Origin of the sequence: Streptomyces sp. NPDC012769 (assembly GCF_042901205.1) — a bacterium.
Taxonomy (GTDB): domain Bacteria; phylum Actinomycetota; class Actinomycetes; order Streptomycetales; family Streptomycetaceae; genus Streptomyces.
In genome coordinates this window covers 197,862-220,222 of record NZ_JBIBCP010000008.1, presented here as the reverse complement: position 1 = coordinate 220,222, position 22,361 = coordinate 197,862, and the positions used below count along the sequence as shown (strand labels likewise).

20 protein-coding genes are annotated in these 22,361 nt (G+C 72.1%); 7 read left to right on the top strand and 13 right to left on the bottom strand.

The features are described 5' to 3' along the window. Positions 1 to 56 precede the first annotated feature (56 nt). A complete protein-coding gene (locus tag ACFY7C_RS34385; protein WP_389658717.1) occupies positions 57 to 590 on the bottom strand; it encodes an acyl-CoA thioesterase in 534 nt (177 codons plus the stop codon). Between the two features lie 131 nt (positions 591 to 721). On the opposite strand from ACFY7C_RS34385, the gene ACFY7C_RS34380 reads away from it, so the two are divergent. Beyond that, on the top strand, positions 722 to 2,002 hold the full coding sequence (locus ACFY7C_RS34380) for an LCP family protein (RefSeq protein WP_389658714.1): 1,281 nt from the start codon (positions 722 to 724) through the stop codon (positions 2,000 to 2,002). Between the two features lie 5 nt (positions 2,003 to 2,007). On the opposite strand, the gene ACFY7C_RS34375 is transcribed toward ACFY7C_RS34380, so the two are convergent. Then, positions 2,008 to 3,576: a hypothetical protein gene (locus tag ACFY7C_RS34375; RefSeq protein WP_389658711.1), complete on the bottom strand. Its 1,569-nt coding sequence runs from the start codon at positions 3,574 to 3,576 to the stop codon at positions 2,008 to 2,010. Positions 3,577 to 3,831: 255 nt separating this feature from the next. On the opposite strand from ACFY7C_RS34375, the gene ACFY7C_RS34370 reads away from it, so the two are divergent. From ACFY7C_RS34370 to ACFY7C_RS34360, 3 genes are read left to right on the top strand one after another with little or no spacing between them, the layout of a single operon-like run. Further along, positions 3,832 to 4,305, top strand: a complete 474-nt coding sequence (locus tag ACFY7C_RS34370) for a hypothetical protein (RefSeq protein WP_389658708.1) — start codon at positions 3,832 to 3,834, stop codon at positions 4,303 to 4,305. A 7-nt stretch (positions 4,306 to 4,312) separates the two neighbouring features. Further along, the gene (locus tag ACFY7C_RS34365) at positions 4,313 to 6,124 is read left to right on the top strand and encodes an alpha/beta hydrolase (RefSeq protein WP_389658705.1); all 1,812 of its coding nucleotides are present in this window, start codon (positions 4,313 to 4,315) and stop codon (positions 6,122 to 6,124) included. Further along, positions 6,125 to 6,658, top strand: a complete 534-nt coding sequence (locus ACFY7C_RS34360; protein ID WP_389658702.1) for a hypothetical protein — start codon at positions 6,125 to 6,127, stop codon at positions 6,656 to 6,658. Between the two features lie 66 nt (positions 6,659 to 6,724). Here the strand turns inward: ACFY7C_RS34360 and ACFY7C_RS34355 are convergent, their stop codons facing one another. Next, positions 6,725 to 7,882 carry an acyl-CoA dehydrogenase family protein gene (locus ACFY7C_RS34355; RefSeq protein WP_389658699.1) on the bottom strand — a complete coding sequence of 386 codons (1,158 nt, stop codon included), beginning with the start codon at positions 7,880 to 7,882 and terminating at the stop codon, positions 6,725 to 6,727. Between the two features lie 134 nt (positions 7,883 to 8,016). Here ACFY7C_RS34355 and ACFY7C_RS34350 point away from each other — a divergent pair, with 134 nt between their 5' ends. Continuing rightward, complete coding sequence (locus tag ACFY7C_RS34350; RefSeq protein ID WP_389658696.1) at positions 8,017 to 9,354, top strand: UDP-glucose dehydrogenase family protein; 1,338 nt, start codon at positions 8,017 to 8,019, stop codon at positions 9,352 to 9,354. Between the two features lie 55 nt (positions 9,355 to 9,409). Here ACFY7C_RS34350 and ACFY7C_RS34345 read toward each other — a convergent pair whose 3' ends face one another. The 4 genes from ACFY7C_RS34345 to ACFY7C_RS34330 all read right to left on the bottom strand — a co-directional run bounded on the left by ACFY7C_RS34345 (position 9,410) and on the right by ACFY7C_RS34330 (position 13,466). Beyond that, entirely contained in the window at positions 9,410 to 10,348 is a 939-nt protein-coding gene (locus ACFY7C_RS34345) for a membrane dipeptidase (protein ID WP_389658693.1), read from the bottom strand. A 145-nt stretch (positions 10,349 to 10,493) separates the two neighbouring features. Further along, the gene (locus ACFY7C_RS34340) at positions 10,494 to 11,666 is read right to left on the bottom strand and encodes a dipeptidase (RefSeq protein WP_389658810.1); all 1,173 of its coding nucleotides are present in this window, start codon (positions 11,664 to 11,666) and stop codon (positions 10,494 to 10,496) included. A 143-nt stretch (positions 11,667 to 11,809) separates the two neighbouring features. Further along, entirely contained in the window at positions 11,810 to 12,307 is a 498-nt protein-coding gene (gene purE / locus ACFY7C_RS34335) for a 5-(carboxyamino)imidazole ribonucleotide mutase (protein ID WP_389658690.1), read from the bottom strand. 19 nt (positions 12,308 to 12,326) lie between these two features. Next, positions 12,327 to 13,466: a 5-(carboxyamino)imidazole ribonucleotide synthase gene (locus ACFY7C_RS34330; protein WP_389658687.1), complete on the bottom strand. Its 1,140-nt coding sequence runs from the start codon at positions 13,464 to 13,466 to the stop codon at positions 12,327 to 12,329. Between the two features lie 197 nt (positions 13,467 to 13,663). Here ACFY7C_RS34330 and ACFY7C_RS34325 point away from each other — a divergent pair, with 197 nt between their 5' ends. Then, entirely contained in the window at positions 13,664 to 14,179 is a 516-nt protein-coding gene (locus ACFY7C_RS34325; protein WP_389658684.1) for a GtrA family protein, read from the top strand. Between the two features lie 29 nt (positions 14,180 to 14,208). On the opposite strand, the gene ACFY7C_RS34320 is transcribed toward ACFY7C_RS34325, so the two are convergent. Together ACFY7C_RS34320 and ACFY7C_RS34315 are read right to left on the bottom strand one after the other, a co-directional pair. Continuing rightward, positions 14,209 to 15,480, bottom strand: a complete 1,272-nt coding sequence (locus tag ACFY7C_RS34320) for an ATP-binding protein (protein ID WP_389658681.1) — start codon at positions 15,478 to 15,480, stop codon at positions 14,209 to 14,211. A gap of 12 nt (positions 15,481 to 15,492) precedes the next feature. After that, on the bottom strand, positions 15,493 to 16,170 hold the full coding sequence (locus ACFY7C_RS34315) for a response regulator transcription factor (RefSeq protein ID WP_345487732.1): 678 nt from the start codon (positions 16,168 to 16,170) through the stop codon (positions 15,493 to 15,495). Positions 16,171 to 16,728: 558 nt separating this feature from the next. Between ACFY7C_RS34315 and ACFY7C_RS34310 the strand changes: the two genes are divergently transcribed. Further along, positions 16,729 to 18,234, top strand: a complete 1,506-nt coding sequence (locus ACFY7C_RS34310) for a peptide MFS transporter (RefSeq protein ID WP_389658678.1) — start codon at positions 16,729 to 16,731, stop codon at positions 18,232 to 18,234. Positions 18,235 to 18,333: 99 nt separating this feature from the next. Here ACFY7C_RS34310 and ACFY7C_RS34305 read toward each other — a convergent pair whose 3' ends face one another. From ACFY7C_RS34305 to ACFY7C_RS34290, 4 genes are read right to left on the bottom strand one after another with little or no spacing between them, the layout of a single operon-like run. Then, entirely contained in the window at positions 18,334 to 19,668 is a 1,335-nt protein-coding gene (locus ACFY7C_RS34305) for a hypothetical protein (RefSeq protein ID WP_389658807.1), read from the bottom strand. Between the two features lie 14 nt (positions 19,669 to 19,682). Then, positions 19,683 to 20,747 (bottom strand): hypothetical protein, encoded by a 1,065-nt coding sequence (locus ACFY7C_RS34300; RefSeq protein WP_389658675.1) that lies wholly within the window; start codon positions 20,745 to 20,747, stop codon positions 19,683 to 19,685. After that, complete coding sequence (locus tag ACFY7C_RS34295) at positions 20,744 to 21,685, bottom strand: hypothetical protein (RefSeq protein ID WP_389658672.1); 942 nt, start codon at positions 21,683 to 21,685, stop codon at positions 20,744 to 20,746. The genes ACFY7C_RS34300 and ACFY7C_RS34295 overlap by 4 nt, the downstream gene beginning before the upstream one ends. Beyond that, positions 21,685 to 22,350 carry a peptidase gene (locus ACFY7C_RS34290; protein ID WP_389658669.1) on the bottom strand — a complete coding sequence of 222 codons (666 nt, stop codon included), beginning with the start codon at positions 22,348 to 22,350 and terminating at the stop codon, positions 21,685 to 21,687. The genes ACFY7C_RS34295 and ACFY7C_RS34290 overlap by 1 nt, the downstream gene beginning before the upstream one ends. Positions 22,351 to 22,361: the final 11 nt, after the last annotated feature.

Genomic DNA, 22,361 nt, shown 5'->3' with positions numbered 1-22,361 from the left:
CCGGTTCTCCTCCGGGGCGCGCCGGGTGGTCGGGCCGGGCCCGGGGCCGGGGCCGGTCAGTCCGGGTAGCCCTCGGCCGCCCGCTGCTCGCGGAGGTCCATGATCGCGCGGCGGCGGGCCAGGCGGTGGGTGCGACGGATCTGGGCCTCCTGGTAGCGGCGCCTGTCCCGCTCGGTCTCCGGGATGACCGGCGGGACCGGGCGGGGCTTGCCGTCGGCGTCGACGGCCGCGAAGACGAGGTAGGCGGAGCCGACCTGGGTGGCGGGCGTGGACTCGTTCCAGCGCTCGGCCATGACCCGGACGCCGACCTCCATGGAGGACCGGCCGGTCCAGTTGACCTGGGCCTTCACATGCAGCAGGTCGCCGACCCTGACCGGCTCCAGGAAGGCCATCTCGTCCATGGAGGCGGTGACGGCGGGGCCGCCCGAGTGCCGGCCCGCGACCGCGCCCGCCGCGTCGTCCACCAGCTTCATGATCACGCCGCCGTGCACCGTACCGAGGAGGTTGGTGTCATGGCTGGTCATGATGTGACTGAGGGTGGTGCGGGACGCCGAGGTGGGCTTGCCCGGGATGTCGGCCTGATCTGTCATGCCCTCTACCTTATGCCCGGCCCCTGGACCGGTCGCGACGCCGTCCGCTTTGCATCAGCTTGGCAACAGCGCCGCCCCGATTCCCCACCCGCCCTGTCGGGCCGGCCGGGCCGAACGGCACACTGGTCCGCATGAATGAGTGGCCCGACGCCCAGCCCGAGGGGCCTCGCCGGATGCGCCAGGTGCGGCGTCCGCAGGTCCCCCCGCAGCAGCAGCCGTACCCGCCGGCGCAGCAGCCGCAGTACGACCAGGGCTACAACCCGAACTTCACGCAGGCCCAGGCTTCCGGTTACGACTCCGGCTACAGCAGCGGCCAGGTCTACGGCAGCCCGCAGGCCCCGGGCGTGGGCCAGGGCGGCCGGGGCGGCGGCCACGGGACCGTACCGCCGCAGTACGCGCCCCGTCCCGGGGGCGCGCCGGGCGCGGCCGCGCCCGACTGGCGCCGCCGGATCAAGGTCGGCTCGGCCGTCCTGGTCGTCGCGGCGCTGGCCTGGGGCATCGGCACGTACGCCTGGGCGAGCTCGCAGATGCGGAACGAGGTCGATCTCGCCAAGGTGATCGAGCGGCCCGCGGAGGGCGACTGCACCACGTATCTGATCGTCGGCTCCGACAGCCGTGAGGGCATGTCGGCCGAGGAGAAGAAGAAGCTGCACACCGGCTCCGCCGAGGGCAAGCGGACCGACTCGATGATGCTCCTCGCGGCCTGCTCCAGCGGGAACACGATGATCTCGCTGCCCCGCGACTCCTGGGTGACGATCCCGTCCTTCGTGGGCTCGGAGTCCGGCAAGCAGTTCGGCACGCGCGGCGGCTCCAAGCTGAACGCGGCGTACGCGATGGACGGCCCCGAGCTGCTCGTCCGCACGGTCGAGTACAACACCGGGCTGCGCATCGACCACTACGCGGAGATCGGCTTCGCCGGCTTCGCGAACATCGTCGACGCCCTCGGCGGGGTCGAGATGAACATCGAGAAGGGCTTCAAGGACAAGAAGTCCGGCGCCGACTTCCAGGCCGGACAGCAGACCCTGAACGGCGAGCAGGCCCTGGCCTTCGTCCGGACCCGCTACGCCTTCGCCGAGTCGGACCTGGCGCGGACGAAGAACCAGCAGAAGTTCCTGTCCGCCCTGGCCAACCAGGCCGCCACGCCGGGCACGATCCTCAACCCGTTCACGCTGTACCCGACGCTGGGCGCGGGCCTGGACACGCTGATCGTGGACAAGGACATGTCGCTGTACGACCTGGCCAAGATGTTCTTCGCGATGAAGGGCATCAGCGGCGGCGACGGCAAGTCCATGAACATCCCGATCAGCGGCAGCGCGCCGCAGGGCTCCCTGAAGTGGGACATGCCGAAGGTGAAGCAGCTCGTCAAGGAGATCCAGAACGACGAGCCGGTCACGGTGACGTCGAACCGCTGAGCGCCCTACGGGGTGGCGCGGGGCCCGTCGGCCTGCGACCCGGCGGTGGCGACCACCCCGTCGACCACCTCGTAGAGGACCCGGCCGTCCGGGCCCCTGCCCGCCTCGCGCAGGGCGGGGTCCCCGGCCGGGAGCCCGCCGCGTGAGGGCCGCTGGAGCACCCACGTCACGTCGTAGCGGCGCAGTATGGCCAGGCGCTCCTCGCGCGGGGTGCCGGCGGCGAAGTAGCGCTCGGTGTCTGCGTCGCGCCGGTCCTCGTCCGGCAGGAAGAAGTCCGGGTAGCCGGTCGCGACGGTGTACGCGCCGTACGCGGGCAGGGTGACGGCCGCCCGGCGGTCGCCGGTCAGGACGACGTCCCCGTACGCGGTGTACCGGGTCGTCCACGACGGCGGCTCCCAGACCTTCCAGGCGTCCTCGGCCACGGCCGCGGGCAGGGCGTCCGCGCGTATGACGAACGTCAGGGCGTCGCGCTGCGCCCACAGGCCCACCGCGAGGGCGGCGGCCAGCACCACGCCGAACGCCGCGCGGAGGCGGCGGGCGGTGCCGTCCAGGACGCACAGGGCCGCGGCGATCTGCGCCGGCATGGCCACCGCGGGCTCGGTGCGGCCCAGGGACCACTTGTCGAGGACCGCGCCGGCGGCGACCGTCACCAGACCGAGCAGGAACCAGACGACCAGCGGGTCACGGCGGTCCCGGCGCAGCCGCAGCGCCAGGGCGAGCACACCGAGCGGGAGGAGGCCGAACCGGACCAGGGTGTGCCGGTAGAGCGGCTGGTGTATCTCCTCCAGGCCGCCCGCGCCCAGCAGCGCGAAGAAGGAGTAGTACGGCCAGACGGCGAGCACCGCGAGTCCCACGGCGAGGGCGGCGGCGAGCCGCAGGAGCAGGGCCCGGGCGGGCCGGACGCGGGCCGCGACGAGCACGCCGAGCGCGCCGAAGGTGAAGACGACTCCGGTGAACTGGTGGCTGAGCGTCAGGACCGCCCACAGCGCGCCGAGGCCGGTGTAGGCGGCGAGGCCCGTGCCGGGGCGGCGCAGGGCGTGGGTGAGCAGGGCGAGGAAGAGGAAGCCGAGGCCGGTGGCGAAGGTGCTCGGGTACGAGGCGTTCGCCGAGAGCGAGGTGAGGCCGAGGAAGCCGCTCCATATGAACGGCTTGACGCCCCACAGCAGCAGCAGACACAGCACGGCGAGCGGCGGCGCGGCCGGATGCCGGCTGAGGGTGCGGACGAACTGCCGTACGCCGAAGGCCAGCAGGAGCAGTCCGACGACGGCGGCGCAGCGCAGCACGTCGAAGGTATCGAGGCCGGTCACCTTGGCGAACAGGGCCAGGCAGACCGTCCACGGCGAGTAGTACGGGCTGTCGGTGGGCGAGTCGACCATCGGGTTGCCCGGGTGGAGCAGGTCGTGCCGCAGCCGCTCGACGGTGGCGGCGTGCACGCCCATGTCGCCGATCCACGGCAGCCGCACGACCATCAGGACCGCCCCGGCGGCGAGCAGCAGGGTCGCGCCCCGCAGCGCGGTGAGCAGTCGGCCCGGGTCGAGCGGTCGGAAGCGGGGCGTGGCGGACTCGCCGGTCATCGGTGGTGGCCTCACTGGGGTCGGGCGGACGCGGGCACGACCGCCCGGAAACCCCAGGACCTGCGGCCCGTCACACACGGTACCGCCGACGGGAACGTGGTTTCGACGCACTCCTGTCCGGTTCCCGCGCCAAAGCGTTCGGGGAGTGTCCGATTCTGCCTCCTCGCGACCGGAGAACCGGACAGTATGGCGGCGGGCCCCGGGAGGCTCCCGGGACCGGGAGACAGGACACGGAAAAACGGGGAGGTTTCACGTATGGCGTGGGACGAGTGGGAACAGCTCAAGGCCGAGGCGGCACAGGGCCGTTCCGATGAGGGTTCCTTATCGATGCGGCTGAACCAGCTGCCGGCCGACCCGGGAGGCGGCTCTCCGGCCGGCGGGGCTTCCGAGGACCTGAAGACGGACAAACGGGCCTGGGTGAAGGCCGGCGAGGGCGTCTCCGGCCTGAAGGGCGACGTCGCCAAGGCGTTGTCGACGCTCGACGCCGGACAGGCGGGGCTGGGCGACACCGGCGGCTGCCAGAGCGCGGCGGCGCAGAAGGAGCTGTACGACTCCTGGAAGAAGTACGTCGGTGAGGTGAGCGGCCGCTGCGAGGCGCTGGGCGGACTGCTCCAGAGGTCGGGGCACGACCTGTCGAAGCCCGACCAGACCCTCCTCGGAGAGCTGGGCGGCCTCACGGCGAAGTACGCGGACACCGCGGCCGTCGGCGGCCAGGCGCAGGGGCGGTGACGCGGCCGTGGACCTGCAGACCTTGAAGGCCTTCAAGCCGTCGGAGTACGAGGAGGCCGCGGACGGCTACCGGGCCGTCGGCGACACGGCCGGTGCGGCCAAGGACACGATCGACAACCAGGTCTCCGCGGGCATCCGCGCCCGGTTGAAGGGGGAGGCGGCCGAGGCCGCCCTCACCGAACTCAAGGAACTGTCGAAGAACTTCCATTACGCGCAGACCGAATGCGGCCTGGCGAGCACCGCGCTGAACGGCTTCGCCTTCGACATGGCGGTGGCGAAGAAGAAGCTGGAGACGGCGATCGAGGACGCGCGGGCCGCCGGATGCACGGTGAACCCGGACGGCTCGGTCAGCTTTCCGGCCGGTGCGAAGCCGGGCGCGGAGAAGGCCGCCGACGGCGGGACGGTGACCGGGAGCGCCGGTGGCGGCAGCCCGACGGCGGACGCCCTGGAACGCCAGGCGGTCAACATCCACCCGAACCCGCACTACGGCAAGGCGCTCGCCTACGCGGACCGGATCGCCGAGGCTCTGAAGGAGGCGACGGACGCGGACGCCCGGTGGGCGCCGAAGCTGCGGGCGCTGAAGGCCGACGACGACCTGAAGGTCTCGGACGGGGACTGGGCCGACGCCCAGTCGGACATGGGCGGGGTCCGCGAGGCGGGCAACGGCTACCTCGCCTCCCTGCCGCAGCCGCCCAAGGACGGCAGCCCGAAGGACAACGCCTCGTGGTGGAAGGGGCTCACCGCGGAGCAGCAGGCGGCGTGGCTGTCCCTGCGGCCCGACGCCGTGGGAGCGCTCGACGGCCTGCCGTCGCCGGTCCGCGACGAGGCCAATCGCGTCGTCCTCGCGGAGCGGCACGGCCAGTACCAGACGGAGCTGAACTCCATCCCGAAGCCGCCGGCCAACGAGTGGACGTGGATCACGGCGGGGAGGTACCCGGTCAAGGTGCACACGGACGAATGGATGGAGTGGCACCGGCAGTACGGGGACCGCTACGAGCAGCTCAACAAGTCCCTGAACGGCATGAACGCCATCCAGGCGCGCTTCGACAGGACGGGTGAGCGGGGACTGCCCGAGGCCTATCTGCTCGGCTTCAACCCGGACGGCAACGGCCGGGCGATCGTCGCCAACGGCAACCCCGACACGGCCGACCACCAGGCGGTCTACGTGCCGGGCACGACCTCGAACATCGGCAGCATCGGTGGGGACATCGGGCGCATGGAGAACGTCTGGCGGGTGGCGGACGCCCAGAACAACGGCTCGGTCTCCACCATCACCTGGCTCGGTTACGACGCCCCTCAGGACATCGTGAAGGACGCCCCTTTCAGCCACTACGCCAATGACGGCGCCCCTGCCTACAACCGCTTCATGGACGGTCTCGACGCGTCGCGTGCGGTCGACTCGGACCCCCACCGGACGGCGATCGGCCACTCGTACGGCACGACCCTCATCGGCTCCGCGGCCCGGCAGGGCGATCTGAACGCGGACGACGTGATCCTGGCCGGCAGCCCGGGCGTGCAGGTGCCCAAGGCCGAGCAGCTGGACGTGCCCAAGGGGCACGTCTGGAACCAGGAGGCCAAGGGGGACCCCGTCCCGGACATCGGCCGGTTCGGACACGGCGGGACCGACTGGGACGGCCCGTGGACGATCCCCAGTGACCAGCGCTTCGGTGCCAACCAGCTGGCCACGGACACCGAAGGCCATAGTGACTACTGGAAGGAAGGCACCGAGAGCCTCCGGAACCAGGGCCTCGTGGTCGCCGGCAAGGGCGACAACGCAGACCTGAAGCCGCCGCCGAACCCCACTCCTGGAGTGCGCTAGATGAAGATCAACCCGGGTGCGTCCGCGCTCCTGGCGTCCCTCGTCCTCTCGACCCTCACCGGATGCAGCATGACTGACACCAACGAGTCCGACAGCCTCCCGTCCGCGGGCACCAGCACCACGAGTCAAGCGGCCGACCAGGCGGAGAAGGTCTCCAGCGACCTCTTCGACCTGATCGGTCTGAAGGGGACGACGACCAAGACGAGGGCCGGCGTCTCGGAGTGCTCGGGCAAGGACCCGGAGAAGTACTTCACGGTCTTCCACCCGTGGACCTTCACCCCGGCCTCTCCCGAGCAGCTCGACGGCGTCATGGAGCGGCTCAAGGAGGAGATGCCGAAGCACGGCTGGAAGATCGTCGGCTACGGCCCCGACAACAGCAAGAACCGGAACCTCACGATCACCGCCGACAACGACGCGAAGAAGTACGGCGTCAAGATCGCCCACTTCGCGAAGGACGCCCGGCCGAACCTCAACGTGTTCCTCACGTCCGGCTGCTACCAGGTGCCGGACGGCGAGAAGGTCGAGCGTTTCTGAACGACCCCCGCTCGCACCACGGCCCCCGGCTTCGCGCCGGGGGCCGTGGGAGGTGCGTCAACCGCCCTACGGGAGGTTGCGGGCCATGACGATGCGCTGGACCTGGTTGGTGCCTTCGTAGATCTGGGTGATCTTGGCGTCGCGCATCATGCGCTCGACGGGGTAGTCGCGGGTGTAGCCGTAGCCGCCGAGGAGCTGGACGGCGTCGGTGGTGACCTCCATGGCGACGTCGGAGGCGAAGCACTTGGCGGCGGCGCCGAAGAAGGTCAGGTCGCCGTCGACGCGCTCGGACTTGGCGGCGGCGGCGTAGGTGAGCTGGCGGGCGGCCTCGAGCTTCATGGCCATGTCGGCGAGCATGAACTGCACGCCCTGGAAGTCGGCGATCGGCTTGCCGAACTGCTTGCGCTCCTTCACGTAGCCCTTGGCGTAGTCGAGGGCGCCCTGGGCGATGCCGAGGGCCTGGGCGGCGATGGTGATGCGGGTGTGGTCGAGGGTCTTCATCGCGGTGGCGAAGCCGGTGCCCTCCGCGCCGATCATGCGGTCGGCGGGGATGCGGACGTTGTCGAGGTAGACCTCGCGGGTCGGGGAGCCCTTGATGCCGAGCTTCTTCTCCGGCGCGCCGAAGGACACGCCCTCGTCGCCCTTCTCCACGACGAAGGCGCTGATGCCCTTGGACCGCTTCTCGGGGTCGGTGACGGCCATCACCGTGTAGTACTCCGACACGCCGGCGTTGGTGATCCACCGCTTGACGCCGTTGAGGATCCAGTGGTCGCCGTCGCGGACCGCGCGGGTCTTCATCCCGGCCGCGTCGGAGCCCGCGTCGGGCTCGGACAGGCAGTAGGAGAACATCGCGTCGCCCTTGGCCAGCGGGCCGAGGTACTTCTTCTTCAGCTCCTCCGAGCCGGACAGGATCACCGGCAGCGAGCCCAGCTTGTTCACCGCCGGGATCAGCGAGGACGAACCGCAGGCGCGGGCGACCTCCTCGATCACGATGACCGTGGCCAGCGCGTCCGCGCCCGCACCGCCGTAGGTCTCCGGGACGTGCACGGCGTGCAGATCGGCCGCGACCAGCGCGTCCAGCGCCTCCTGGGGGAACCGGCCCTCCTCGTCCACCGCGGCGGCGAACGGCGCGATCTTCGCCTCCGCCAGCGCGCGGACCGTCTCCCGGAGCATCTCGTGCTCCTCCGACGGGCGATACAGATCGAAATCGGTGGATCCGGCCACGCTCATTCACTCCCAGGCTTGCTAACTACCGTTAAGTAACCCAAATGGTAGGGCGTGACAGGGTCCCGATCCAGGCCCCGACTATGCTCGGGCAGGCATTCCGCCCGACCCTCAACGGAGCCACTGGAGTCCGCATGGCCCTCAAGATCACCGTGATCGGCACCGGCTACCTCGGCGCCACCCACGCCGCGGCCATGGCAGAGCTCGGCTTCGAGGTCCTCGGCCTCGACGTCGTACCCGAGAAGATCGAGATGCTGGCGGCCGGCCGGGTCCCCATGTACGAGCCGGGCCTGGAGGAGCTGCTCGCGCGGCACGTCGCCGGCATCGAGGGCTCCAGCGGGCGGCTGCGGTTCACGACCTCCTGGGAGGAGGTCGGCGCGTTCGGCGACGTCCACTTCGTCTGCGTGAACACTCCGCAGAAGCACGGTGAGTACGCCTGTGACATGAGCTACGTCGACGCCGCCTTCGCCTCGCTGGCCGGTGTGGTGCGCGAGGGCGCGCTCGTCGTGGGCAAGTCCACCGTGCCGGTCGGCTCGGCCGACCGGCTCGCCGCGGTGCTGCCGGAGGGCGTGGAGCTGGCCTGGAACCCGGAGTTCCTGCGCGAGGGCTTCGCCGTGCGGGACACCCTGCACCCGGACCGGATCGTGGTCGGCGTGCCCGCCGGCGCGGGCGGCGAGCGGGCCGAGAAGACGCTGCGCGAGGTGTACGCGGTGCCGATGGGCGAGGGCTCGCCCTTCGTCGTCACCGACTACCCGACGGCCGAGCTGGTGAAGACCTCCGCCAACTCCTTCCTCGCCACCAAGATCTCCTTCATCAACGCGATGGCGGAGGTCTGCGAGGCGGCCGGCGGCGACGTCGCCAAGCTGGCCGAGGCGATCGGGCACGACGAGCGGATCGGGAACAAGTTCCTGCGGGCCGGCATCGGCTTCGGCGGCGGCTGCCTGCCGAAGGACATCCGGGCCTTCATGGCCCGGGCGGGCGAGCTGGGCGCCGACCAGGCGCTCACCTTCCTGCGCGAGATCGACTCCATCAACATGCGGCGCCGGGCGTCCATGGTGGAGATGGCCCGCGAGGCGCTGGGCGGCGGCTTCCTCGGCAAGCGGGTGGCCGTGCTCGGCGCCACCTTCAAGCCGGACTCGGACGACGTCCGCGACTCGCCCGCGCTGAACGTGGCCGGTCAGATCCACCTGCAGGGCGGCCAGGTCACCGTCTACGACCCCAAGGGCATGGACAACGCGCGCCGCCTCTTCCCGACGCTCGGTTACGCGGACTCGGCGCTGGACGCGGTGCGGGGGGCGGACGTGGTGCTGCACCTGACCGAGTGGCGCGAGTTCCGCGAGGCGCTGGATCCGGCGGAGCTGGCGGGGGCGGCGGCGTCGCCGGTGATCCTGGACGGACGCAACGCGCTCGACCCGGTGCGGTGGCGCGAGGCCGGCTGGACCTACCGCGCCATGGGCCGCCCCCGCGCCTGACCCCGGCGGCGGAGCCGCACCAGGACTTGTCGGCCCGGCGGGGCGGGCGTAGGTGCTAGGTCGGTCGTGGGCGGGAGGCTCGGGCTCGGAATTCCGCTTCGCGGAGGACGCGTGTCGCGTTGCCGTGGGCCAGAGCCACCAGGTGGTCCGAGGGCCAGTCGCGGTGGAGGAGTTCGGTGAAGAGGGGGACGTAGCCGGCGGGTGGGGACTCGGGGTGGGAGAGGCCGAGGGATCCCGGGCCCGCGAGGGCGCGGACGCGGTCCAGGCGGTCGGCCGTGGCGGCCTCGTCCGTCGTGACCGGCACCATGCAGACGCCGCCCTTCTCGCCGAGCAGCCGCAGCACGTCGTCCGGCATGCCGTCCGCATCCGCGCTGGTGAGCAGGACCGGGGCCCGGCTCACCGCGAGGGTCTCGCGGACGGTGTCGGCGTCGGCGCCCGCGAGGTCCACGAGGAGGCCCAGGCGGTTCATCTCCCGTACCGCGTCGCGGGCGAAACGGTCGAAGCGGGTGAGGCTGACCGCGCGCACCCCCAGCGCCTGGTACGCCCGGAGGGTGGCCGGTGTACCGCCCACCGCCGACCAGCTCACCGGCCCGAGCAGCACGGCGACCCGCCCGCAGTTGCGGGCGTGCGCCATCTCGGAGCTGGTGTGCGCGAGGCGCAGTTCCTCCGGGCAGGCCGCCACGAGGGACCGGACCGCGTCGATCCGGCGCAGGGTGTCGAGCACGACGTCGTCGGTGTCCACGCGCAGCGACCAGAACTGCGCTCCCGCTTCCGGCGCCCGTACCGGCGGAAGGTCCTCCGGGTCCGGGTCGGGGTCGATCGCGTGGAGCGGCTCCGTGTGCCCCTCGACGACCGGCTCCGCGGCGAGCAGGGCCCGCGCACGGCTCGGCACGTCATCGGCCGACGAAGGTCCGAGGGGATCGAGGTCGCCCGCGGACGCGGCGTCGTCGGGGGTGAAGGCCGTGGTCGTGGGATCGTCCAGCAGATCGGCCATGGGTGACTCACTCCGTACTCCTGAGGCAGTACGGTCCACCGTGCCACCGGCCGGGAGCGGGGTCGCGGTGGGCTGAGCCGTTCGGAGGACGGGCCGAGGACGGCCGCAAGGGCCCCGCCGAGGCGAGGCCCTTGCCGGCGGACCGTCAGTTCCCTTGTTCCGCTGACGAGTCGAGAGAGCCGATCGTCGCCACGGACGGGCCCCACAGCGCCTGCTGCTCGCGCGCCACCGCCTCCGCGTCCCGCAGCACCCGCACCGCGTTGGACCAGGTCAGCCTGGCCAGGTCGGCGCGGGACCAGCCGCGGGTGAGGAGCTCCGCGATCAGGTTCGGGTAGCCGGCGACGTCGTCCAGGCCGGCCGGGGTGAACGCGGTGCCGTCGTAGTCGCCGCCGATGCCGATGTGGTCGATGCCGGCGACCTCGCGCATGTGGTCGAGGTGGTCGGCGACCGTGGCCGCCGTCGCGATCGGGCGCGGGTGCTCCGCCTCGAAGGCGCGGTGCAGCCGCATGGCCTCGGGCGTCGTGTCGAGGTGGTCGAAGCCGTGCGAGCGGAGGTTGTCGTCCGCCCGCGCGGTCCACTCGACGGCGGCGGGGAGGATGAACTTCGGCACGAAGGTCGCCATCGCGACGCCGCCGTTGGCCGGCAGCCGCTCCAGGACGTCGTCCGGGATGTTGCGCGGGTGGTCGCAGACCGCGCGGGCCGAGGAGTGCGAGAAGATCACCGGCGCGACCGTGGCGTCCAGCGCGTCCCGCATCGTCGAGGCGGCGACGTGCGACAGGTCGACGAGCATGCCGCAGCGGTTCATCTCCCGGACGACCTCGCGGCCGAAGGCCGTCAGACCGCCGGCCCGGGGCGCGTCGGTCGCCGAGTCCGCCCAGTCGTTGTTGTCGTTGTGGGTGAGCGTCATGTAGCGCACGCCCAGGGTGTGCAGCGCGCGCAGGGTGGCGAGGGAGTTGTTGATCGAGTGGCCGCCCTCGGCTCCCTTGAGGGAGGCGATCCGGCCCTCCCGGCGGGCCTGCTCCATGTCGTCGGCGGTCAGCGCGGGCGCGAGGTCGGCCGCGTACCGCACGAGGAGCTGGTCGACGGCGTCGATCTGCTCCAGGGTGGCGCTGACGGCGTTGTCGCCGGTGAGCCGGCAGGGGACGTACACCGACCAGAACTGGGCGCCGACGCCGCCGGCGCGCAGCCGGGCGAGGTCGGTGTGGAGCGCGCCGCGCTGGTCGCCGGCGATGTCGAGCCGGTCGAGGTCGTAGCCGCAGTGCTCCCGCAGCGCCCAGGGCAGGTCGTTGTGGCCGTCGACCACGGGGGCCGAGGCCAGGAGCTCCCTGGCCTCGGCGAGGCGGTCGGCCGCCGGGCGCGGCGAGCGCGGAGAGTCCGCCGGACCGGGAGAGCCCGCCGAGCCCGCCGGACCCGAAGCTTCCGCCCCGGCCCCGCCCGAGCTCACCGCGTTCCCGCCCGAGCTCACCGCGCGAACCCGAAGGAGGACGAGCCCTCGACCTTCTGCCGCAGCCGCTTGCCCTTCTCGGTCGCCTGGTCGTTCAGCTCCTGCTGGAAGTCCCGCATCCGGCCGCGCAGTTCGGGGTCGTGCGCGGCGAGGATGCGGGCGGCGAGCAGACCCGCGTTGCGGGCGCCGGCGACGGAGACGGTGGCGACCGGCACACCCGCCGGCATCTGCACGATGGAGAGCAGCGAGTCCATGCCGTCGAGGTACTTCAGCGGCACGGGGACGCCGATGACGGGCAGCGGGGTCACGGAGGCGAGCATGCCCGGCAGATGGGCGGCGCCGCCCGCGCCCGCGATGATCGCCTTCAGGCCGCGGCCGTCGGCCCGCTCGCCGTACTCGATCATCTCGCGCGGCATGCGGTGCGCGGAGAGGACGTTGACCTCGTACCCGATCTCGAACTCGTCCAGGGCCTGCGCCGCGGCCTCCATCACGGACCAGTCCGAGTCGGATCCCATCGCGATGCCAATGAGCGGGTTACTCAACGATCGTCCCTCGCAGGTAGTCGGCGGCGTGACGGGCGCGCTCCAGCACGTCGTCGAGGTCGTCGCCGTAGGTGTTGACGTGGCCGACCTTGCGTCCGGGCTTCACGTCCTTGCCGTACATGTGGATCTTGAGCTGCGGGTCCCTGGCCATGCAGTGCAGATACGCCGTGTACATGTCCGGGTAGTCGCCACCGAGAACATTGCACATGACGGTCCACTTCGCGCGCGGGCGCGGGTCGCCCAGCGGAAGGTCGAGCACGGCCCGGACGTGGTTGGCGAACTGCGAGGTGACCGCGCCGTCCTGGGTCCAGTGGCCGGAGTTGTGCGGGCGCATGGCGAGCTCGTTGACGAGGATGCGGCCGTCGCGGGTCTGGAAGAGCTCGACCGCCAGGTGACCGACGACGTCCAGCTCCTTGGCGATGCGCAGCGCCAGCTCCTGCGCCTGGCCGGCGAGCTCGTCGTCGAGGTCGGGGGCGGGCGCGATCACGGTGTCGCAGACGCCGTCGACCTGGCGGGACTCGACCACCGGGTAGGCCACGGCCTGGCCGTGCGGGGAGCGGACGATGTTCGCGGCGAGCTCCCGCGCGAAGTCGACCTTCTCCTCGGCGAGGACCGGCACGCCCGCGCGGAACGGGTCGTGCGCGTCCGCCTCGGAGCGGACGAACCAGACGCCCTTGCCGTCGTAGCCGCCGCGGACGGTCTTGAGGATGATCGGGAAGCCGCCCACCTCGGCGGCGAAGGCCGCCGCGTCGGCCGGGTCGGCCACGATGCGGTGGCGCGGGCTGGGGGCGCCGATCTCGTCGAGCCTCGCCCGCATCACCCCCTTGTCCTGGGCGTGCGCGAGGGCCGCGCGGCCGGGCCGGACGACGATGCCGTCCGCCTCCAGGGCCGCCAGGTGCTCCGCGGGCACGTGCTCGTGATCGAAGGTGATCACGTCGCAGCCGCGCGCGAAGTCACGCAGCGTGTCCAGGTCGCGATAGTCGCCGATGACGACATCGCTGACCACCTGGGCCGCCGAGTCCTGCGGGGTATCACTGAGCAGCTTGAACTTGATGCCGAGGGGGATGCCCGCCTCGTGGGTCATACGGGCGAGCTGACCGCCACCGACCATGCCGACTACCGGGAACGTCACCCTCTTAGGGTATCCGCACAAGTTCCGAACCCTCGTCCGGCTGTGCGTTGTGACAGTGGGAGTGGGCTCGCACACGGATCGCACACGGAACGGGAGCATCTCGGGCGGTCGACGGGAGCGCTGGTTAGCATGGCTGGGTTGACGCCATCCGGGCGTCGGCCGAACACATCCGGAACGGACGGGGCAGAGCCATCACGATGAGTGAACCCGGCGCGTTGCGCATGCGAGTGGACCGGCTCGTCCGCGAGGTCGCCAAGTTCGGCGTGGTCGGCGGACTGGGCGTCCTGGTGAACCTGGCCGTCTTCAACCTGGTCCGCCAGGTCACCGAGCTCCCCGTGGTGCGGGCGAGTCTCATCGCCACGGTCGTGGCGATCCTCTTCAATTACGTGGGGTTCCGTTACTTCACGTACCGCGACCGCGACAAGTCCGGTCGCACCAAGGAAATGGCGCTGTTCCTGCTGTTCAGCGTCATCGGCATGGTCATCGAGAACGGTGTGCTCTACACGGCGACGTACGGCTTCGGCTGGGACGGTCCGCTGCAGAGCAACTTCTTCAAGTTCTTCGGCATCGGCGTCGCGACCCTGTTCCGGTTCTGGTCGTACCGCACCTGGGTCTTCAAGGCGCTCCCGGCGAAGGAGGCGGTCCAGACTGCCGAATCGTTCCTGGAGCAGGCACCCCGCCAGGCCACCCGCAAGCAGCCCGACCGGGTCTGAGCAGGGCTCCGGGGTTCCTTTTCCCCCGATCAGCGGACGGGGCGCTGCGCGTCCCGTTCGGTACGGCTCCTGACCTCGCGGCTCAGGAAGAGCGCGAAGACCGGCGGCTGCTGCTGGAGCAGCTCCAGACGGCCGCCGTCGGCCTCCGCGAGGTCCCGGGCGACGGCGAGGCCGATGCCGGTGGAGCTGCGGCCGCTGACCGCCCGCTCGAAGATCCGCGCGCCGAGGTCGGCGGGCACGCCCGGGCCCTCGTCGGTCACCTCGATCACGGACTGGTTGCCGGTCACACGGGTGCGCAGCGCCACCGTGCCGCCGCCGTGCATGAGCGAGTTCTCGATCAGGGCGGCCAGGACCTGGGCGACCGCGCCCGGGGTGCCGACGGCCCGCATGCCCTGCTTGCCGGAGTGGACGATGGCCCGGCCCGCGCTGCGGTAGGCCGGCCGCCACTCCTCGATCTGCTGCTTGATCACCTCGTCCAGGTCGAAGGCGACGGCGGAGCCGGTGCGCGGGTCGCGGGCGTTGGTCAGCAGCCGCTGGACCACGTCGGTGAGCCGCTCGACCTGGGTGAGCGCGATCGTCGCCTCCTCCCTGACCGTGCCGAGGTCGTCGGCGACGGCGACCTCCTCCAGGCGCATGGAGAGCGCGGTCAGGGGCGTACGGAGCTGGTGGGAGGCGTCGGCGGCGAGCCGGCGCTCGGCGGTGAGCATCCGGGCGATCCGCTCGGCGGAGGCGTCGAGCACGTCCGCGACCCGGTCCAGCTCCGGCACCCCGTACCTCCTGTGCCGGGGGCGCGGGTCGCCGGAGCCGAGCCGCTCGGCGGTCTCGGCGAGGTCGGTGAGCGGGGAGGCGAGCTTGTTCGCCTGCCGCACGGCGAGGAGGACGGCGGCCACGACGGCGAGCAGGGCCACGGCGCCGATGATCAGGAGGGTGCGGCCGACCTCGGCGGTGACGACCGAGCGGGACTCCTCGACGATCACCGTCTCGCCGCGCTCGCCCTCGGCCGTGCCCCGGATGACGTCGCCGGTGGGGCGGGTGCCGATCTCGATGGGACGGCGGCCGGGGATATGGATCTCGGCGTACCGCTTGGCGCCGCTCTGGTCGGCCAGGATGTCCGGGTTGACCGGCTCGCCGCCGATCAGCCGGCTGTCCACGATGGAGACGATCCGCAGCGCCTCGGACTCGACGCTCTCCTGCGCGCTGCTGGAGATGGTGCGGGTCTCGACGATCACGAGCGAGACCCCGAAGACGGCGATGACGACGAGCACCACGGCGAGCGTGGAGTTGATCAGACGGCGGCGCATGGTGGGAGGGGCTCAGCTCTTCTCGAAGCGGAAGCCCACGCCCCGGACGGTGGCGATGTAGCGGGGGTTCGCCGCGTCGTCGCCCAGCTTCTTGCGCAGCCAGGAGATGTGCATGTCCAGGGTCTTGGTGGAGGACCACCAGGTGGTGTCCCAGACCTCCCGCATCAGCTGGTCGCGGGTGACGACCCGGCCCGCGTCGCGGACCAGCACCCGGAGCAGGTCGAACTCCTTGGCCGTGAGCTGGAGCTCCTCCTCGCCCATCCAGGCGCGGTGCGACTCGACGTCGATCCGCACGCCGTGGGTGGTGGGAGGGACGGCGGGCTCGGTGGCACCGCGCCGCAGGAGGGCCCGGACCCGGGCGAGGAGCTCGGCGAGACGGAAGGGCTTGGTGACGTAGTCGTCGGCGCCGGCGTCCAGGCCCACGACGGTGTCGACCTCGTCGGCACGGGCGGTGAGCACCAGGATCGGCACGGTGTGGCCGTCGGCGCGCAGCCGCCGGGCGACCTCCAGGCCGTCCATGCCGGGCAGTCCCAGGTCGAGCACGACCAGGTCGATCCCGCCCTGCAGTCCGGCGTCGAGGGCGGTGGGGCCGTCCTCCCGCACCTCGACCTCGTATCCCTCCCGCCGCAGGGCGCGGGCCAGCGGTTCCGAGATGGAGGCGTCGTCCTCGGCGAGCAGTACACGGGTCATGAGGCGATGGTAGTCCGCACGGCGGCGGCGCCGGGGCGTGATCCACAGGGCGGTCCCCGGGCGGGGCCACCGCGGTCGCGCGGCGGTCGCGCGGCGGCCGACGGGCGGCTGCCGAACGGTCCGCCGACGGTCGCCGGTCGCGCCCCCGACGGCCGCCGGATGATCACAGCTTGATCACCGGGCGCCCGCAGGACCTCCGGATGATGGCGCGTAACCTGCTCATGACCTTGGAATGAAGGCAGTTGGTTGCAGCGACACCTGTGATCCATCTCTCAAGTCCTTCCATATCCGGCACTGTCGTGCCGTATGGTGTCGAGAGTTCTGTTGCGGTAATCGGGGACCTTTGGCCGAGTTCGACGCGCCAAGGGTCTCTTTTCTGCACGAGACCGCCCTCGGCAGTCTTGAGGGCGGTGAATGACCTGTGGGCCGGGTCCTGCGGCGCGAGGCGCGTCAGGGCGTGGATCCCGGAAGGGTGCGACCGCACCCCGCCGGTGCCGGCCTCCCCCACCGGGCGCACTCCGCTCACGAAGCGCGCGTCCCGACAGAGCAAGGATCGACATGGCGTCCAGCCTGACGACGGCTTCGTCCGGAACCCCTGGTTCCGAGAAGACGTTCTTCGGCCACCCCCGCGGCCTGGCCACCCTCTTCATGACCGAGATGTGGGAGCGCTTCTCCTGGTACGGGATGCGCGCCATCCTGGTCCTCTACCTGGTCGCCGCCGTTCTCGACGGCCCCCTCGAGGAGCGCAAGGCGCTGGCCGCCTCCATCTACGGCGTGTACAACGCGGTCGTCTACATGGCCGCGATGCCGGGCGGTTGGGTCGCCGACCGCCTGTGGGGTGCGCGCAAGGCCGTTCTCGTCGGTGGCATCGTCATCGCCCTGGGCCACTTCACCCTGGCCATCCCCTCGGACACGGCGTTCTTCGCGGGCCTCGCGCTCATCGCCGCCGGTACGGGTCTGCTGAAGCCGAACATCTCGGCCATGGTCGGCGGCCTCTACGAGGGGCAGCCGAGCGCCCGCCGGGACGCCGGCTTCACGCTCTTCTACATGTCGATCAACATCGGCGGCATGGTCGCGCCGCTGGTCGTCGGCTACCTGGGCGAGAACGTCAACTGGCACCTCGGCTTCGCGGTCGCCGGCGTCGGCATGACCCTGGCCGTCCTCCAGTACGTCCTGGGCTCCCGCCACCTCGGTGACGTCGGCAAGGAGCCGGGCACCCCGGCGACGCCCGCGGAGAAGCGGAACGCGCTGCGCAAGGTCCTGCTGTGGAGCGGCCTGGCCGTGGCCGCGCTCGCCGCCGACATCGTGCTCGGCACGTACGACATCGAGCACATCGTGAACGTGCTCGCGATCCTCGGCATCGTCGTGCCGGTCGTCTACTTCGTCGCGATGTACCGCAACCCTTCGCTGACCGCCGACGACAAGCCCAAGATCAAGGCGTTCGCGTGGTTCTTCGCCACCGCCGTCCTGTTCTGGATGATCTACGACCAGTCCGGCTCGCTGCTCACGCTCTTCGCGGACGGCAAGACCGACCGCATGATCGGCGGCTGGGAGTTCCCGGCCTCCTGGTACCAGTCGGTGAACCCGATGATGGTCATCGTGCTGGCGCCGGTCTTCGCGGCCCTGTGGGTCAAGCTGGCCAAGCGCAACCGCGAGCCCAGCACCCCCATGAAGTTCGCCCTCGCGATGCTGCTCATCGGCGGCTCGTTCGCCATCATGGGTCTCGCCGGTGCCGCCGCGGCCAACAGCGAGACCGGCAAGGTCACCGTCTTCTGGCTGCTGAGCGTCTACCTCGTCCAGACCATCGGTGAGATGTGCCTGTCCCCGGTCGGCCTGTCCCTGTCGACGAAGCTGGCCCCGAAGCAGTTCGTCGGCCAGATCATGGGCCTGTGGTTCCTCGCCACCGCGACGGGCAACGCCCTGAACGGCTGGACCACCAAGCTCAACGAGCCGCTCGGCGACGCGCTGTACTACTCGCTGTGGGCCGTCGTGGCGGTCGCCGCGGGCCTGACCTTCATGATGGCCGGAAAGAAGATCCGCGCGCTCATGGGCGACGTGCGCTGAGGTCCTGCCGGACCGTCGCCGTCGACGACACCCTGTGAAGGGCCTGGCCCGGCATCCCGAAAAGGGGTGCCGGGCCAGGCCCTTCGGCATGCCCGCGCCTCAGCGCGTACCGCGACGCAGTCGGGCCCACGGGGTGAAGGTGAACACGGCGCCGCCGAGCAGGATCACCGTGCCGGCCACCAGAGCGAGGGCGCGCAGGGCGCCGTCGTCCCCGGCACCGGTGTCGGCGAGTCCGCCGCCGGAGCCGCCGCTCCCGCCGTTCCCGCCGTTCCCGCCGCCGGAGGTGGTCGTGGAGCCGCCCCCTCCGGACGCGCCGCCCTCCTGCTTGCTGGTGTCCAGGGTCAGCGAGGCCTGCACGGAACCCTTGACCTCGCAGGGGATCACGATGGGCGAACCGCCGAGCGACACGGTGATGGTCAGCTTCCCGGGGCTGAGCGTGGACTTGCCCGTGGCACCCGGCTTGTACGTGCCCTTCATGTCGGGCAGGTCGACGGGCTTGCCCGCCTCCAGCGGGGCCGGGTTGCCGGGCCCCGTGACCTTCACGCTGCCGGAGTCGGCACCGCCGAGCCTCACGTCCATGGAGGGCTTCAGGGCCCCGGCGGGGAGCGCGGCCGGGCTGTTCATGACGCCCTTGGCGGTCTTGACGGTGAGGTCGTAGGCACCGCCGTTCTTCTTGGCGTCGATGGTCACCTTGGAGTTGATGGAGGCCGGCCCGGGCGCCTGACAGGCGAAGGTCACGGACACCTGGGTCCCGGGGAAGTCGGTCTTCCCGCCGCCTCCGCCGGACGTGGAGCCGCCGGAGGACGTGGAGCCGCCGGAGGACGTGGTGCCACCTGACGTACTCGTACCGCCGGAGGTCGTCGTACCGCCCGACGTGCTCGTACCGCCGCCGGTGGTGCCACCCCCGCCGTCCGTGACCTTGATCGTGGCGGCGACCGGGACCGTCTCCTTCGGGGAGCACTTCGTGTCCGTCGACATCGGCTTGGACACGTTGATCGTGTACTTGTCCGGCGTCAGCGTGATCTCGCCCGCCTTCTCCAGCTTCAGCTTGCCCTTCATGTCCGGCAGGACCATCGGGCTGTTCTTCGGGATCGGCGGGTTCTGCCTCGGGCCCTCCATCGCCAGCGTCCCGCTCGCCGCGCCGCCGAGCCTGATGACACCGGTGGGCTTCACCGTGTCCTTCTCCAGGTCGAGGACGTCGGGGTTCTTGGACGCGGCCTCGACCGTCTTCCAGACCACCTCGACCTCGTCGCCGACCTTGGCCTGCGCGGGCGCGGTGATCAGCACCTTGGTGGTGCCCTGCACCGGCGGCATGCCGGAGATGGCGGGCGGGATGCACTCGGTCTTGTACGCGACCTCTGCGGCCAGGGCGGGACTCGCGGACAGCAGGATCCCCGCGCCGCCGAGCATCAGCGCGATCCCGGCCGCGCTCATCCTCCGTTGCGTGCTCACGACATTCCCTTCGTCGTCGGGCTGTTCTCTGACGGTGCGGAGTCGGATGTGAACCACGGCAGGACCGCGGCCCGTTCGTCGGGGGCGCGGTCGGACGCGCGCACGGGCGCGGCGGGCGCGGCAGGCACGGCGGGCGTGGCGGCCCGGCGCACACGCGGGCGGCGGCGGCGCGTGGTGGCGGCCGCGGGCCTGACCCGGTCGACGACCGCCATGCCGATACGGAACAGGCCGGCCGGGACGACGACCGCGAGCAGCACCCAGAAGAGCGTCACGCCCCACGGCCTGCCGACCCCCCAGGGCTGCTCCACCAGGACCTTCCCGCCGTACCGCACGGACACCTGGTGGTCGCCGTGGGCGCCCGCCGCCAGTTCGACCGGGAGTCTCACCAGGGCCTTGCGACCCGGCTCGATCGTGCCGCGCCACTGCCGTTCCTCGTACCGCGGCGCGAACACCCCGTGGCTGGTGCCGACCTCGAAGACGGGGTCCTTCACCGGGGTCTGGCCGAGGTTGCCGACGGTGACGACGACCTCGCGGCGGGCGGGCGCCCCGAACCAGACCAGGACGCCGCTGGAGCCTTCGAGCCGGGCCGAGGCGAGCACGGCGAGCCGGCCGCCGCCCGAGGTCTCGGGCAGCGGGGCGGTCGGATGCCCGGCGACGGTGAACGCGACGTCGACGGCGTCCTGTTGGCCGGTGACCCCGGCGACGTGGACCACGCAGGGGCAGGGCTTCGGCGGTTCGGCGACCGGCAGTTTCTGGCTGAACGCGCCCTTGGCGTCGACGGTGGCGGCGCGGCCGTCGGTGTTGGCGCAGGAGTTGGTGCCGCCGATGACGCCCTTGCCGGGGGCCGCCTGGCCGCAGACCAGCAGCATGAGCAGCGCGCCGGGCTTCCAGCCCGAGCCGCTGACGGTGATCTCGCCGCCCTTGCCGCCCTCGCTCCGCGAGAGCGCCACGGTGGGGCCCGCCTCGGCCGCGGCCGGGGCGGCGGGCAGCAGCACGAGGAGCGGTACGGCGAGGAGCAGTACGGCGAGCAGGGCGCCCGCCGCCGTACGCAGGTGCGTCATCGCTTCCTCCGGATCGCGTACGTGACCGCGCCCGCCGCCGCGAGGAGGGCGGCCGCCGCGGCGCCGACGCCCGCCGGCGAGGCGAAGGAGGCATCGGCCCGGGCGGTCGAGGGGGCGGCGCCGGAGGCGGCGGCCGTGAGGTGGACGGTGACCGCGTCGAGGGCGGGCGGGTCGGGCCAGGGTTCGGTGCGGGCGGCGCGCTCGCCGGGGCGCAGCACGAGGGGCAGGGCGCGTTCGGGGCGGTCGAGGACGGTGCCGAGGACTCCCTCGGCGCGCACGGCCAGGCGGGGGGCGAGGAGGGTGTTGCCCCGGTTGACGAGGGTGTAGCGCAGGGTGCCGGAGCGGTCGACGCGGACGTCCTCGACGGTGAGCGCGGCCAGCCGCGGCCCGCTGACCCGCAGGTGGAGCGCCACCGCCGTCCCGCGTCCGGCGGCGTCGGCCCGTACGGAGCCGCGGTGGTCGCCCGGCGGGGTGTCGGCACCGACGGTGACGGCGAAGGGGACGTCCGCGCGGGTCCTGGCGGGCACGGTCACCGTCCGGGCGGCGAAGGCGACGGGCGCGCCGCCCCGGGCGCTGAGCCGTACGGTGAGCGGCTTCGCGCCGGGGTTGGTGACGGACAGGGTGTCCTGGAGGACGCTGCCCGCGGCGCCCTCCAGATAGACGTACGGGCGTCCGGCGGCGGCCGGGAAGGACGTCGGGACGGACGGAGGCGTGGGCGCGTGCGCTCGGGCGGCGGCGGGGGTGCGTGCCGAGGCCGTGAGGGCGTGTCCCGCGGCCTCGGGGGCGTGCGCCGGGGGCGTGGCAGCAGCCGTGCCCGCTGCTCCCGCCACGACGGCCATGACGGCCGTGAGGGCGGCCAGGGCCGTGCGGGGCGCCGAGACCGTCCCCGGGAGCCCGGGGCGGGCGGCGGCCGCGGGCCCGGACCGTGCCCCCCGCATCAGCGTGCCGTGGGCCGGGCCGTGCGACGGGTGAGCCACAGCACCCCGGCCGCGCCGGTCAGCAGCACGGTGCCGCCGAGGGTGGCGAGCGCGGTGGCCGAGTCGAGCGGGCCGGTCCTGGGCAGTTCGCCGCCGCCCGACCCCGTATCGCCCGAGGAGTCGTCGGATCCACCGCCGGAGTCACCGGAGGCCGCGGTCACGTCCAGCTCGAGCGAGGGCCTGGGGTTGTTGGTGGGCTTGCAGACGGCCGCGTCCATGCCGAGCGCGTGGACGGTGAGCGTGCCGGCCGTGAAGGTCACCTTGCCGCTCTTCTCCGGGGTGTACGTGCCGGTCAGCTGCCCGATCTTGATGGGCGTGTTCGCCGGGATGAGCGCCGCGTTCGGCACGCCCTTGACCTGCACCTTGCCGCTCGCCGCGCCGCCGAGGACGAGGTCGGCGCGCGGGGTCATGACCCCTTTGGGCAGGTCGACGGGGCTGTCGGAGACGCCCTTCTCGAAGGACATCGTGATCGTGTACGAGTCGCCGTTCCTGACGGCCTTGATGTCGACGGGCGAGACGGCGCTCTTGGGGCCGATCTTGGTCTCGCAGGCGTAGTTCACGTCGATGACGGCGGCCTGGGCGACCGGGGCGGCGAACAGCAGGACGGCCGAGCCCGTCACCGCCACCGCCACTGCCG